The organism is Mesorhizobium sp. SP-1A (assembly GCF_032460275.1).
Classification (GTDB): domain Bacteria; phylum Pseudomonadota; class Alphaproteobacteria; order Rhizobiales; family Rhizobiaceae; genus Mesorhizobium.
In genome coordinates this window covers 799,747-811,953 of record NZ_JAVXZD010000001.1, presented here as the reverse complement: position 1 = coordinate 811,953, position 12,207 = coordinate 799,747, and the positions used below count along the sequence as shown (strand labels likewise).

Below are 12,207 nucleotides of genomic sequence, written 5' to 3'. Positions count from 1 at the left end.
GGCCGTGTTCGGGCTCCCTTTCTTCCGCCGCGACCTGCAGGCGCTGGAAGGCGACAAGGTCCGGCTGCGCGTGCCGCTGACGGGCGACTATCGCGAGTGGGCGGCGCTGCGCGGCGAGAGCCGCGCCTTCCTGGAACGATGGGAGCCGCGCTGGACGGCGGACGAGCTGGAGCGCGGCGCCTGGCGCCACCGCATCAGCCGCTATCGCGAGGACTACGAGCGCGGCTCGGCCATCGCCTTCCTGATCTTCGAGCGCGAACATGGCAGGCTGGCTGGCGGCATCACGCTCGGCAACATCCGCCACGGCGTCTCCCAGAGCGGCCATCTCGGCTACTGGATCGGCGAGCGCTATTCGGGCCAGGGATTGATGACCGACGCGGTCAAGGTGCTGGTGCGTTTTTCATTCGAGACCTTGCGGTTGCACCGGATCGAAGCTGCCTGTATTCCCGACAACGCCCGCTCCATTCGTGTGCTTGAAAAAGCCGGATTCCAGCGCGAAGGACTTTTGCGGTCCTACCTCAGGATCAACGGCCTCTGGCAGGACCACTATCTCTACGCGCGCATCGCAGACGACATTCCGGGCGCAGGAACGAAGGACTGATTCTTGACGAAACTGCTGCGCGACGGCGCCCTGCCGGAGCAGATGAAACGGGTGCTCGCCTTCGTCCTCGCGACGATGACGCTTTTCTTCGCGGCCTCGTCGGCGTTCGCCGTGGAGCCGATCAAGATCGCGCGCGACGACGTGGCGCTGGACCTGACCGGGGCGGTCGAGATCTACCGCAACCAGGGCGAGAATTTCCAGGTTTCCACCGCACCGGGCCCGGACGGCATCGTGCGGCGCATCGAGGTGGAAGCCAAGGACGCGCGCTCGACCGGCGACTGGGCCGTGTTCGCGCTGGCCAACACGACGGACCAGCAGCTCGACCGGCTGATCGTGGTGCCGCATTTCCGGCTGGTGAATTCCGGCATCTTCTGGCCGGACCTCGGCGCCACCCGCATCGCCGCCATCACGCCAAGCGAGGGCTTCGCGCTCGACCGCCAGGCAAGCCCTGACGCCGACGTGTTCCGGGTGACGCTCAACCCCGGCACCGTGGTCACCTTCATCGCCGAACTCGCCTCGCCCAAGCTGCCGCAGGTCTATCTGTGGGAGCCGGAGGCCTACAAGGACACGGTCAATTCCTACACGCTCTATCGCGGCATCGTCATCGGCATCGCCGGCCTGCTGGCCCTGTTCCTGACCATCCTGTTCGTGGTCAAGGGCACCTCGATGTTCCCCGCGACCGCCGCGCTGGCCTGGGCGGTGCTGGCCTATATCTGCGTGGATTTCGGCTTCCTCGCCAAGATCATCGAGATCTCGCCCGGCAACGAGCAGATGTGGCGGGCCGGAACGGAGGTGGCGCTGGCCGGAACCTTCGTGGTGTTCCTGTTCACCTATCTCAACCTCAACCGCTGGCACGGGCATTTCAGCTACGGCGCGGTGGTGTGGATACTCGGCCTGCTGCTGATCGCGGGCGTGGCGATCGTCGATCCGGCGGTCGCCGCCGGCATCGCGCGCATCTCCTTCGCGGCCACGGCCATCGTCGGCCTCGGCCTCATCGTCTTCCTCGGCATTCGCGGCTACGACCGCGCCATCATGCTGGTGCCGAGCTGGGTCATGGTGCTGATCTGGATGGTCGGCTCGTGGATGGCCATCACCGGCCTGCTCGACAACGACATCGCCCAGCCGGCGCTCGGCGGCGGGCTGATCCTCATCATCCTGCTGATCGGCTTCACCGTCATGCAGCACGCCTTCGCCGGCGGCGCGCTCTACCACGGCCTGTTCTCGGATCTCGAGCGGCAGGCGCTGGCCGTGGCCGGTTCCGGCGACATCGTGTGGGACTGGGACGTGCTGCGCGACCGCGTGGTGACGCGGCCCGACGTCTCGCTGCAGCTCGGCCTCGCCCCCAACAGCCTGGGCGGGGCGGCGCGCAACTGGCTGCCCGTGCTGCACACGGACGACCGCGACACCTTCCGCACCACGCTGGACGTGGTGCTGGAGCACCGGCGCGGGCGGGTGGCGCAGAATTTCCGCCTGCGCGGCGCCGACGGCCACTATCACTGGTTCTCGCTGCGCGCACGCCCGGTGATCGGCTCCGACGGAGAGGTCATCCGCTGCGTCGGGACCATGGTGGACGTGACCGAGCAGAAGAAGGCGGAAGAGCGCCTGCTGCACGACGCCGTACACGACAATCTGACCGGCCTGCCCAATCGCGAACTGTTCATGAACCGGCTGGAAGCGGTCATCTCGATCGCCCGCACCGAGGAGAAGGTTTGCCCAACCGTGTTCGTCATCGACATCGACCGCTTCAAGCAGGTCAATGACGGGCTCGGCATCTCGGCCGGCGACACCATCCTGCTCACCGTCGCGCGGCGGCTGCACCGGCTGCTGAAGCCGAAGGATTCGCTCTCCCGCTTCGCCGGCGACCAGTTCGCGCTGATGCTTCTGTCCGAGCACGACCCGGCCCGCATCGCGGCCGTCGCGGATGCGGTCAAGCACGCCATCAGCGCGCCCATCACCTTCGCCAAGCGCGAGATCGTGTTGACGGCCTCGATCGGTCTGGTGACCTGGACCGCCGGGCAGGCTTCCGCGGAAGACCTGGTCAAGGACGCCGAGCTTGCGATGCACCAGGCCAAGCGCTTCGGCGGCGACCGCATCGAGCCGTTCCGGCCCGCGTTCCGCACCGTCGGCACCGACCGCCTGCAATTCGAATCGGACCTGCGCCGCGCCATCGAGCGGCGCGAATTCACCCTCGCCTACCAGCCCATCGTGCGGCTGGAGGACAGCAGCATCGCCGGTTTCGAGGCGCTGCTGCGCTGGGACCATCCGCGCCGCGGCACCATACCGCCGGCCGACTTCATCCCCGTGGCGGAGAATTGCGGGCTGATCGTGCAGCTCGGCCTGTTCGCCATGCAGAAGGCCGCCGAGGACCTGGCGGGCTGGCAGAAGCAGCTCGGCGAGACGCCACTGTTCGTGTCCGTCAACCTGTCGAGCCGGCAGCTGATACGCCGCGACCTGGTGAGCGACGTGCGCTCGGTGCTAGCCCGCGCCGGCCTCAGGGCGCGCTCGCTACGGCTGGAACTGACCGAATCGCTGGTGATGGACAATCCCGAGCAGACGGCGCATGTGCTCGGCAAGCTCAAGCATCTCGGCATCGGGCTCTCGCTCGACGATTTCGGCACCGGCTATTCGTCGCTCTCCTACCTGACCCGCTTCCCCTTCGACACGATCAAGATCGACAAGAGCTTCGTGGACGACACGACGCCGAAGCGGGCGGTGCTGCTGCGCTCCATGGTGCACATGGCGCATGAGCTCGGCCTGTCGGTGGTCGCGGAGGGCATTTCCGACGAGAGCGATGCGCTGGAACTACGCCAGATGGGCTGCGAATATGTGCAGAGCTTCATGTTCGGAGCGCCCGTGAGCGGCGAGGCGGCGCTGAAGATGCTCAAGGAGCAATACTCGACCGCCGCATAGGCCGGGTGACGGCCGCCGTCGGCGCCGTGTGATCAGGCGTGGCCGGCGGCGGAGCTGAGACGGCTGAGATCGATGCCGATCGAAGCCAGGATGCGGTCGTATTTGTGCTCGATATCCGCATCGAAGAGCAAATCCGGCGTGGCCGGGCAGGTCAGCCATCCATTTTCGGCGATTTCGGTTTCGAGCTGCCCCGCGCCCCAGCCGGAATAGCCGAGCGCCATGAGCGCCTGGCGCGGGCCGCGCCCGGCGGAGATCGCGCGCAGGATGTCGACGGTGGCGGTGAGGCAGATGTCCGACGACACGGTGAGCGAGGACTCCACGCGGTAATCGCCGGAATGCAGCACGAAGCCGCGGCTGCGGTCCACCGGCCCGCCATTGCGCACGACGAAATCGCGCGTCTGCCTCGGCAGGCGGATCACTTCCTGCTCGTTCATGATGCCAAGTTGCACCAAAAGGTCTGGGAAGAGCATCTGCTGGGTCTGGTTGATGATCAGCCCCATGGCGCCCTCTTCGCTGTGGGCGCAGACATAGATCACCGAACGCGCGAACCTGTCGTCCTTCATCCCCGGCATGGCGATGAGGAACTGGTCGTCGAGGAAGCCGCCGCTGCCGGCTTCATGCTTGCTGCGCAGCAGGTCCATGACCAAAGCCTATCGCTTTTCCGCTCGGCATGAAAGATGGAACCGTCGCGATTTGCGCTCGCGATCACTGCCGGGGTCACGCAAAAATGATGCCCCGGCGGGCCGCAGACGGTTGCGCCGCCGCATTGTGCCGGTCAAATCAGCCTCATGCGACATTCCCGTTTCCTGTCCGGCATCGCCGTCCTGTGTCTGTCCGCCCTGCCGGCCGCCGCCTCGTCCTCGGCCTGGCACGACACTGAGGGCGGCCGGGTGCGGCTGGTCACCACCGGCCAGCCGGATGCGCAGGGCCGGCTGCAAGGCGCGCTCGACATCCAGCTCAAGCCCGGCTGGAAGACCTATTGGCGCGATCCCGGCGACAGCGGCGTGCCGCCGCAGCTGACCGTGGAGGCCAGCCCGAACGTCGCTAACGCGCAAATGTCGTTTCCCGCGCCGCGCCGGCATGACGACGGCTACGGCCAATGGGCCGGCTACGACCATTCGGTGTCGCTGCCGGTGACGTTCACGCTCGCCTCGCCGCAGGACAAGTCCGCCATCGACGCGGACATCTTCATCGGCATCTGCGAGACGATCTGCATTCCGGTGCAGGCACGGCTGGAGGTCGATCCGGGTTCCGACCCGGACAACGACGACGACGCGCAGTTGATAAAGGCCGCGACGGCTGCCCTGCCGCCGCAGGCGCATCCCGGCTTCCAGGCAACGCCGCAACACAGCGACCACGAGACGCTGGTCGTCGAGGCCGAGGTCCAGGGCGATCCCGCCTCGGCTGACTTCTTCATCGCCGGCGCGGACGACTATATGTTCGGAGCGCCGAAACGCAGCGAAAAGGACGGCAAGCTGATCTTTTCAGTGCCGATCCTGGACCGGCCGGGCACCGCGCCGGACGGCGGCGGCCTGCACTACACGCTGACCTCCTCCGCCGGAGCCGTGCGCGGCCTGCTGCCCTACCCGTGAGCCGGGCGCGCGATTGCACGGCGGAACCCACTCCGCTATCGCTGGTTATCGAACCATAGTGCTCATTCAGCGAGGACCGCGATGACGATTTCAGTCGGCGAGAAGCTACCGGAAGCCAGCTTCAAGACCAAGGGGCAGGACGGCCCCATGACGGTGACCACAGGCGACGTCTTTTCCGGCAAGAAGGTGGTTCTGTTCGCGGTGCCCGGGGCCTTCACGCCCACCTGCTCCAACAACCACCTGCCCGGCTATCTGGAGAACCATGACGCCATCCTCGCGCGCGGCGTCGACACCATCGCCGTGGTCGCGGTCAACGACGTGCATGTGATGAACGCCTGGGCGCGCTTCACCGGCGGCGAAGGCAGGATCCTGTTCCTGGCCGATGGCAACGGCGACTTCGTCAAGGCGCTCGGGCTCGATTCCGATCTTTCCAGCGCCGGCATGGGGCTGCGCTCCAAGCGCTTTTCCATGATCGTGGACGACGGCAGGGTCACCGCGCTGAACGTCGAGACCAAGCCCGGCGTCAGCGAGTCGGGCGCGGCGAAAATCCTCGAACAGCTTTGAACCGGCCTGCGAACCCGGCGCCGGCAATGCCTCAGTAGCTCTGCGTCGAGCGGCGCGGCGGCCTTCGCGCCGGCCGCAACGGTTCGGGGCCGCCCTCTGGCGATGCGGCGGCGGTCTGCGGTCGCGCCGGCTTCATCTTGAACGGCGCCATGCCCATGCGGGCCAGCTCGTCGGCGCGCTCGTTCTCGGGATGACCGGCATGGCCTCGCACCCAGTGCCAGGTCACCTTGTGGCGCTTGCGCGCCTCATCCAGCGCCTGCCACAACTCGGCGTTCTTCACCGGCTTCTTCTCGGCGGTGCGCCAGCCATTGCGCTTCCAGCCCTCGATCCATTTGGAGATGCCGTCGCGCACATAGTTGGAATCGGTGTGCAGATCGACGGTGCACGGCTCCTTCAGGGCGCTCAGCGCCGAGATCGCCGCCAGCAGTTCCATGCGGTTGTTGGTGGTGTCGGCCTCGCCGCCCGACAATTCCTTCTCGGTGCCGTTGAAGCGCAATATCGCGCCCCAGCCGCCGGGGCCCGGATTGCCCGAGCAGGCGCCGTCGGTGAAGATTTCCACGTGCTTCATTGCAATCCGTATTCCGAAGGCGAGCGAATGGCGCGGTGGAAGCGCATGCGGCGGATATATTCGGTCGGGTCGCGCTTCATGACCAGATCGCCGCCGGGGCCGTGCAGCCAGTCAAAGAGCCGGGTGAGCATGAAGCGCAGCGCCGAGCCGCGCGCCAGGACCGGCATGGCAGCCTTCTCGGCGGCGTTCAGCGGGCGCACGCTCTGGTAGCCGTCCAGCATGGCCGCGCCCTTGGTGAGGTTGAAGGAGAAATCCTTCTCGAAGCACCAGGCGTTCAGGCAGGTGGCCAGATCGTAGGCATAAAGGTCGTTGCAGGCGAAATAGAAGTCGATTAGCCCCGAAAGCTTCTCGCCCAGGAAGAAGACGTTGTCGGGGAAGAGATCGGCGTGGATGATGCCGGCAGGCAGGTGCTGCGGCCAGATGCGCTCAAGCTCCGCGAAATCGGCATCGACTTCGGCCGCGAGGCCGGGCTCGACCTCGTCCGCACGAGCGCGCGACCCTTCCCACAGCTTGCGCCAGCCGTCCACGGCAAGCGCGTTGGGACGGCGCATGGCAAAATCCGCGCCGGCAAGATGCAGCGCGGCCAGGGCCTTGCCCACCTCGCGGCAATGCACCGCCTTCGGCCGGCGCAGCCACATGCCTTCCAGGAAGGTGATGATGACGGCCGGCCGGCCGGCCAGCGTGCCGATCATCTGCCCGTCATGCCGGTGCACAGGCAGGGGGCAGGAAATGCCCTTGCGCGCGAGATGGTCCATCAGCCCGAGGAAGAAAGGCAGGTCCGCCTGCTCCACGCGCTTTTCATAGAGGGTGAGGATGTAGGAGCCGCCGGTGGTATGCAGGAGAAAATTGGAGTTCTCCGTGCCTTCCGCGATGCCCTTGTAGGAGAGCAGGCCGCCGATCGAATAGTCGCGCAGGAACGCTTCCAGTTCGCCTTCGCTGACATCGGTATAAACCGCCATGACCCCTCACCGCGATCCGTTGACGAAGGCCATGTCGGCGACCGTGAGCGTGACGTCGCGCAGGGCGCGCATCACCGGGAACTCCTCCGTCTCGGTCGCGGTGACGGCGAGGTCCACCGACACGTCGAAGCGCTCGCGGAAGGCATCGATGATCTCGTCCACGATGATCTCGGGCGCGGATGCGCCGGCCGAAAGGCCGAGCACCGAAATGGCGCCGATGGCGTCCCACGGGATCTCGGAGGCACGCTGCACCAGGAGCGACATGGTGGCTCCCGCTCGCTCCGCCACCTCGACCAGACGCCGGGAATTGGAGGAATTGGGCGCACCGACGACCAGGAACAGGTCGGCGCCGGCCGCCGTCTCCTTTACCGCCTCCTGCCGGTTGGTGGTGGCGTAGCAGATCGATTCGGCCGCCGCCGCCTGCATGTCCGGGAACCGCTCCTGCAAGGCGCGGATGATGCCGGCCGTGTCCTCGACGGACAAGGTCGTCTGGGTGACGAAGCCGAGCGCGGAAGCATCGGCCGGCACGAAGCTCCTGGCGTCGGCCTCGGTCTCGATCAGGGTCACCGCGCCTTCCGGCAATTGCCCCATGGTGCCGATCACCTCCGGATGCCCGGCATGGCCGATCAGCAGCACATGCCGCCCGAGGCGCTGGTGGCGCATGGCCTGCTTGTGCACCTTGGAGACCAGCGGGCAGGTGGCGTCGAGATAGAACAGGTTGCGCTCCTCGGCGTCGGCGGGCACCGATTTCGGCACGCCGTGCGCGGAGAAGACCACCGGACAGTGCCTGTGCCCGGCCGGGATCTCGTGCAGTTCCTCGATGAACACGGCGCCGAGGTTCTGCAGGCCTTCGACAACGTAGCGGTTGTGCACGATCTCGTGCCGGACATAGACCGGAGCGCCGTATTTCTTCAGCGCCAGAACCACGATCTGGATGGCGCGGTCGACGCCCGCGCAGAAGCCGCGCGGCTGGCAGAGCCTGATCGTGAGCGGAGGCTTTGGGGCGGTCTGAGGCATCTTGTTCCGTGAGTTGGCCAATCCGGCAGATGGGCCGCGGGCCCCCGTCCTGTCAAGGGCAGCGTTCAGCCCAATGTCAAGAGCGCGGCGTCAGGAGCCCGGCTGGCGCCCCTTCGATTGCCGCGCCAGCCACAGCACGAGCACGCCGGCCAGCGCGACCGCCAGCCCGTACCAGGTGATGGCATATTGCAAATGATTGTTGGGCAGGTCGACGATGGTCACGCCGCCGATGGGCAGGCCGCCGGGATTCGGCGTCTTGTCCGCGTCGACGAAGATCGGCACCAGCACGGCGCCAGCGGGCAGGCCGGCCGTGGCGGCCATCGCGTCGCGGTCCTTCCAGAAGAAGATGTTCTTGGCCGGATCGTTGTCCGGCAGCATCATCGACGGCTTGCCCGGCAAGGGATTGCGGGCAAGGCCCGTGACCGTCACCGCGCCTTGCACTTCTCCTTGCGGACGCCTGGCCCGGTCCTTGAGGTCGTAAGGCACGAAGCCCCGGTTGACGAGGACGTAGCGGCCGTCCTCCAGCTTGAGCGGTGTATAGACGTTGAAGCCGGAGGCGCCCTGCCAGGTGGCGAAGAAATGGCGCTCGCCGCTGTGCAGGAAGGTGCCGGTGACGGTGACCGGCATGTAGTCCACGTCGCCTGTTTCGGCGAATTTGCGCTCGATCTCGGCGAGCGGACGCGGCGCGGAATGCATGCGCGTGTCGATCGTCTGCAGCAGCGCTTCCTTCCAGTGCAGGCGCTGCACCTGCCAGGTGCCGAGCGCGACCAGGATGAGGAAGAGGATGCCGCCGCAGACCAGCGCAAGGCCTTTGCGGGGGCCGCGCGCTCGCTCGCGCGTGGAAGCTTCGCTCATTCGTCCTGGTCCAGCCGCCCTTCGGCGGCCTGCTTGCTGTATTGCAGAGTGATGAGCACGCCCTTGATGAGGCGCAGCGCCGTCAGGCAAAGGACGATCGTCAGCGGTATCCAGAGCAGGAAGTGCACCCAAAGCGGCGGCGCAAGCGTCACTTCCATCCACAGCGCCAGCCCTACGACGATGAAGCCGATGATCAGGATGACGAAAACGGCGGGACCGTCGCCGGCATCGGCGAAGGAATAGTCGAGGCCGCAATTGCCGCAGCGCCGGCCCACCGTCAGGAAACCGGAGAACAGGCTGCCCTCGCCGCAGCGCGGGCAGCGTCCCTTCAGGCCGGCCTGGATGGGGTCGATCGGCGGCCAGATCGCCTTGTCGTCGCTCATGCTTGCCATCCTATCAACTTGCGCTGTCAAAAAATAAGGCGGCCACGTTGCCGCAGCCGCCCGTTCGACCCCTGCGGCCGATATCAGTGACCTTCGATCAGTCCGCCGGACGAGCCCCAGACGTAGATCGCCGAGAAGAGGAACAGCCACACGACGTCGACGAAGTGCCAGTACCAGGCGGCGGCCTCGAAGCCGAAATGCTGCTTGGGCGTGAAGTCGCCCTTGATCGCACGGATCAGGCACACGATCAGGAAGATCGTGCCGATGATGACGTGAAAGCCGTGGAAGCCGGTGGCCATGAAGAAGGTGGCGCCGTAGATGGAGTCCTTGAAGCCGAACGGCGCGTGCATGTACTCGTAGGCCTGCACGCAGGTGAACAGCAGGCCGAGCGCGACCGTCAGCGCCAGTCCGTTGATCAGGCCCTTGCGGTCGTTGTGCAGCAGCGCATGGTGCGCCCACGTGACCGTCGTGCCGGACAGCAGCAGGATGACCGTGTTGTAGAGCGGCAGGTGGAAGGGATCGAGCACTTCCATGCCCTTCGGCGGCCAGACGCCGCCCGTATAGGCGGCCCGCGCCACCTGCTGGGCCTCGTTGGGGAACAGGCTGGCGTCGAAGAAGGCCCAGAACCAGGCCACGAAGAACATCACCTCCGAGGCGATGAACATGATCATGCCATAGCGCAGGTGCAGCGACACGACGCGGGTGTGATGACCCTCATGCGCTTCCTTGATGGTGTCCGACCACCAGGAGAACATGGTGTAGAGCACGATCAGCACGCCGATGAAGAATATCCAGGGCGTCGCGAGGTTCACACCCAGCAGGTGGAACTGGTTGCCCTTGAGATACTGCATGTAGCCGACGCCGCCGAAGGCCATGACCAGCGCGCCGACGGAGCCGGTGAACGGCCACGGGCTGGGATCTATGATGTGGTAGTCGTGTTGCGGTTTTGCGTGCGCGTCTGCCATGTCAGCCCCCGAGGTTCTCTCCGGTGTCCTTGTTGGTCTTGCCGCCCGTTTCCGGCGCCGAGGCGACCGGCTTGTTCTCCTCGCTGGAGAACATGGTGTAGGACAGCGTGATGGTATCGATGTTCTTCAGTTCCGGCGCGTTGACAATGTCGGGATCGACATAGAACAGGACAGGCATATCGGCCGTCTGGCCCGGTTTCAAGGTCTGATCGGTGAAGCAGAAGCACTCCACCTTGTTGAAATAGGAGCCCGCCAGCAGCGGCACGACGTTGAAGGTGGCGCGGCCGGTCACCGGTTTGTCGAGCCTGTTGGTCGCCGTGTAATGCGCCTCCGCCGTCTCGCCGATCCTGATCGTCATGGAGCGCTGGGCCGGCTGGAACTCCCACGGAATGCCGGAAGTGTTGGCGTCGAAGCGGATGGTGATCTTGCGGTCGAGCACCTTGCTTGCATATTGCTCGGTGGCGCGGCGCGTGGTGCCGCCATAGCCGGTCACCTGGCAGAACAGGGAATAGAGCGGGACCGCCGCATAGGCCATGCCGACCATGCCGGCGAAAAAGGCCAGGCAGATGCCGGCGATCACGCCGTTCGAGGCTCTCCTGACGGGCGGCGGCGGGTTCGCGGATTGCTCGCTCATCTCCACCTCAGAACGGCTTGTTCAGGATGGCGGGGCCCTTCACGAAAGTGGCCACGTAGAAGATGATGACCAGCGCGCCGAGCGCCAGGCCGATGGCGACCGAGCGGTTGCGGCGCGCCTTGCGCTGACGTTCCGTCAGGGTGACCAGTTCGGGCTTTTCGTCGGCCATCGTCATGCCCCCGCCAGCCCGAGGGCTCGCTCCACGACACTGTCGGCCAGATAGGCGGCGAAGATGGCGAAGAGATAAAGCAGTGAATAACCGAACAGCGCCTTGGCCGGCTTCATGACCCGGTCGCTGTCGGGCATCATCAGCACCTTCCAGGAATACCAGACGAAGCCGGCGCCCAGCAGGGCCGAGGCGATGCCGTAGCCCGCGCTGGCATAGCCCAGATACCAGGGCAGCACGCCGATGGGCGCGAGCACAAGCGCATAGGCGAAGATCTGGCGGCGGGTGGACGTCTCGCCGGCGACGTTGGGCATCATCGGGATGCCGGCGCGCTCGTAGTCGCCCGACTTGAACAGTGCCAGCGCCCAGAAATGCGGCGGCGTCCACAGGAAGATGATGAGGAACAGGATGACGCTTTCCAGGCTGACGCTACCGGTGGCGGCCGCCCAGCCGATGACCGGAGGAAAGGCGCCGGCAGCACCGCCGATGACGATGTTCTGCGGCGTCGAGCGCTTCAGCCACATCGTGTAGATGACGGCGTAGAAGAAGATCGTGAAGACAAGCAGCGCCGCCGACAGCCAGTTGACCAGCACGCCGAGCGTCATCACCGAAAGCACCGAAAGGATCAGGCCGAAGACGAGCGCTTCGCCCGGGCGGACGCGGCCGGAGGGCACCGGGCGCTCGGCGGTGCGGGTCATGACGGCGTCGATGTCGGCGTCGTACCACATGTTGAGCGCGCCGGACGCGCCCGCGCCGATGGCGATCGCCAGGATCGCCACCACCGCGAGGAACGGATTGATCGTGGCCGGCGCGGCGACAAGACCGACGAAGGCCGTGAACACCACCAGCGACATCACCCGCGGCTTCAGCAGCGCGAAGAAGTCGCCCGCGGTCGCTTCCGACATGCGGAAGGACGTATCGTCGATGCGGGTGTTGTCGACCAGGGCCATTACGTCAAAGCAGTCCGTTCATTCGGTTTGCCGGCATTTCCGA

Annotated in this window: 14 protein-coding genes; 4 read left to right on the top strand and 10 right to left on the bottom strand. The window is 66.1% G+C overall.

Going from position 1 to position 12,207, the window contains the following annotated elements:
- Positions 1-4: 4 nt before the first annotated feature.
- Entirely contained in the window at positions 5-601 is a 597-nt protein-coding gene (locus tag QU595_RS03925; RefSeq protein ID WP_315919307.1) for a GNAT family protein, read from the top strand.
- Between the two features lie 42 nt (positions 602-643).
- Complete coding sequence (locus QU595_RS03920) at positions 644-3,511, top strand: EAL domain-containing protein (protein ID WP_410000493.1); 2,868 nt, start codon at positions 644-646, stop codon at positions 3,509-3,511.
- Between the two features lie 32 nt (positions 3,512-3,543).
- Here the strand turns inward: QU595_RS03920 and QU595_RS03915 are convergent, their stop codons facing one another.
- Complete coding sequence (locus tag QU595_RS03915) at positions 3,544-4,152, bottom strand: YqgE/AlgH family protein (RefSeq protein WP_315919306.1); 609 nt, start codon at positions 4,150-4,152, stop codon at positions 3,544-3,546.
- A gap of 147 nt (positions 4,153-4,299) precedes the next feature.
- Here QU595_RS03915 and QU595_RS03910 point away from each other — a divergent pair, with 147 nt between their 5' ends.
- Both QU595_RS03910 and QU595_RS03905 read left to right on the top strand, forming a co-directional pair.
- On the top strand, positions 4,300-5,103 hold the full coding sequence (locus QU595_RS03910; RefSeq protein ID WP_315919305.1) for a protein-disulfide reductase DsbD domain-containing protein: 804 nt from the start codon (positions 4,300-4,302) through the stop codon (positions 5,101-5,103).
- Between the two features lie 81 nt (positions 5,104-5,184).
- The gene (locus QU595_RS03905) at positions 5,185-5,667 is read left to right on the top strand and encodes a peroxiredoxin (protein ID WP_315919303.1); all 483 of its coding nucleotides are present in this window, start codon (positions 5,185-5,187) and stop codon (positions 5,665-5,667) included.
- 31 nt (positions 5,668-5,698) lie between these two features.
- Here the strand turns inward: QU595_RS03905 and rnhA are convergent, their stop codons facing one another.
- The 9 genes from rnhA to QU595_RS03860 form a co-directional block, all read right to left on the bottom strand.
- Positions 5,699-6,235: a ribonuclease HI gene (gene rnhA, locus QU595_RS03900; protein ID WP_315919302.1), complete on the bottom strand. Its 537-nt coding sequence runs from the start codon at positions 6,233-6,235 to the stop codon at positions 5,699-5,701.
- Positions 6,232-7,194: a homoserine kinase gene (locus QU595_RS03895; protein WP_315919301.1), complete on the bottom strand. Its 963-nt coding sequence runs from the start codon at positions 7,192-7,194 to the stop codon at positions 6,232-6,234. The genes rnhA and QU595_RS03895 overlap by 4 nt, the downstream gene beginning before the upstream one ends.
- 6 nt (positions 7,195-7,200) lie before the next feature.
- A complete protein-coding gene (ispH, locus tag QU595_RS03890; protein WP_315919300.1) occupies positions 7,201-8,211 on the bottom strand; it encodes a 4-hydroxy-3-methylbut-2-enyl diphosphate reductase in 1,011 nt (336 codons plus the stop codon).
- 90 nt (positions 8,212-8,301) lie between these two features.
- Entirely contained in the window at positions 8,302-9,066 is a 765-nt protein-coding gene (locus QU595_RS03885) for an SURF1 family protein (RefSeq protein ID WP_315919298.1), read from the bottom strand.
- Positions 9,063-9,449 (bottom strand): DUF983 domain-containing protein, encoded by a 387-nt coding sequence (locus tag QU595_RS03880; RefSeq protein WP_315919296.1) that lies wholly within the window; start codon positions 9,447-9,449, stop codon positions 9,063-9,065. The genes QU595_RS03885 and QU595_RS03880 overlap by 4 nt, the downstream gene beginning before the upstream one ends.
- Before the next feature lie 83 nt (positions 9,450-9,532).
- Positions 9,533-10,414 (bottom strand): cytochrome c oxidase subunit 3, encoded by an 882-nt coding sequence (locus tag QU595_RS03875; RefSeq protein WP_315919295.1) that lies wholly within the window; start codon positions 10,412-10,414, stop codon positions 9,533-9,535.
- A gap of 1 nt (position 10,415) precedes the next feature.
- Complete coding sequence (locus QU595_RS03870; protein WP_315919293.1) at positions 10,416-11,048, bottom strand: cytochrome c oxidase assembly protein; 633 nt, start codon at positions 11,046-11,048, stop codon at positions 10,416-10,418.
- A 7-nt stretch (positions 11,049-11,055) separates the two neighbouring features.
- Positions 11,056-11,223, bottom strand: coding sequence for a hypothetical protein (locus QU595_RS03865; RefSeq protein ID WP_315919291.1), 168 nt, complete (start codon positions 11,221-11,223; stop codon positions 11,056-11,058).
- Positions 11,220-12,164, bottom strand: coding sequence for a heme o synthase (locus QU595_RS03860; RefSeq protein WP_315919290.1), 945 nt, complete (start codon positions 12,162-12,164; stop codon positions 11,220-11,222). The genes QU595_RS03865 and QU595_RS03860 overlap by 4 nt, the downstream gene beginning before the upstream one ends.
- Positions 12,165-12,207: the final 43 nt, after the last annotated feature.

What these genes read in the sequence shown, in the direction of transcription:
- QU595_RS03910 (WP_315919305.1), top strand. Translation starts at nt 4,300, where the DNA reads ATGCGACATTCCCGTTTCCTGTCCGGCATCGCCGTCCTGTGTCTGTCC.
- QU595_RS03865 (WP_315919291.1), bottom strand. Translation starts at nt 11,223, where the DNA reads ATGACGATGGCCGACGAAAAGCCCGAACTGGTCACCCTGACGGAACGT.
- ispH (WP_315919300.1), bottom strand. Translation starts at nt 8,211, where the DNA reads ATGCCTCAGACCGCCCCAAAGCCTCCGCTCACGATCAGGCTCTGCCAG.
- QU595_RS03905 (WP_315919303.1), top strand. Translation starts at nt 5,185, where the DNA reads ATGACGATTTCAGTCGGCGAGAAGCTACCGGAAGCCAGCTTCAAGACC.
- QU595_RS03895 (WP_315919301.1), bottom strand. Translation starts at nt 7,194, where the DNA reads ATGGCGGTTTATACCGATGTCAGCGAAGGCGAACTGGAAGCGTTCCTG.
- QU595_RS03920 (WP_410000493.1), top strand. Translation starts at nt 644, where the DNA reads ATGAAACGGGTGCTCGCCTTCGTCCTCGCGACGATGACGCTTTTCTTC.
- QU595_RS03870 (WP_315919293.1), bottom strand. Translation starts at nt 11,048, where the DNA reads ATGAGCGAGCAATCCGCGAACCCGCCGCCGCCCGTCAGGAGAGCCTCG.
- QU595_RS03860 (WP_315919290.1), bottom strand. Translation starts at nt 12,164, where the DNA reads ATGGCCCTGGTCGACAACACCCGCATCGACGATACGTCCTTCCGCATG.
- QU595_RS03880 (WP_315919296.1), bottom strand. Translation starts at nt 9,449, where the DNA reads ATGAGCGACGACAAGGCGATCTGGCCGCCGATCGACCCCATCCAGGCC.
- rnhA (WP_315919302.1), bottom strand. Translation starts at nt 6,235, where the DNA reads ATGAAGCACGTGGAAATCTTCACCGACGGCGCCTGCTCGGGCAATCCG.
- QU595_RS03915 (WP_315919306.1), bottom strand. Translation starts at nt 4,152, where the DNA reads ATGGACCTGCTGCGCAGCAAGCATGAAGCCGGCAGCGGCGGCTTCCTC.
- QU595_RS03885 (WP_315919298.1), bottom strand. Translation starts at nt 9,066, where the DNA reads ATGAGCGAAGCTTCCACGCGCGAGCGAGCGCGCGGCCCCCGCAAAGGC.
- QU595_RS03875 (WP_315919295.1), bottom strand. Translation starts at nt 10,414, where the DNA reads ATGGCAGACGCGCACGCAAAACCGCAACACGACTACCACATCATAGAT.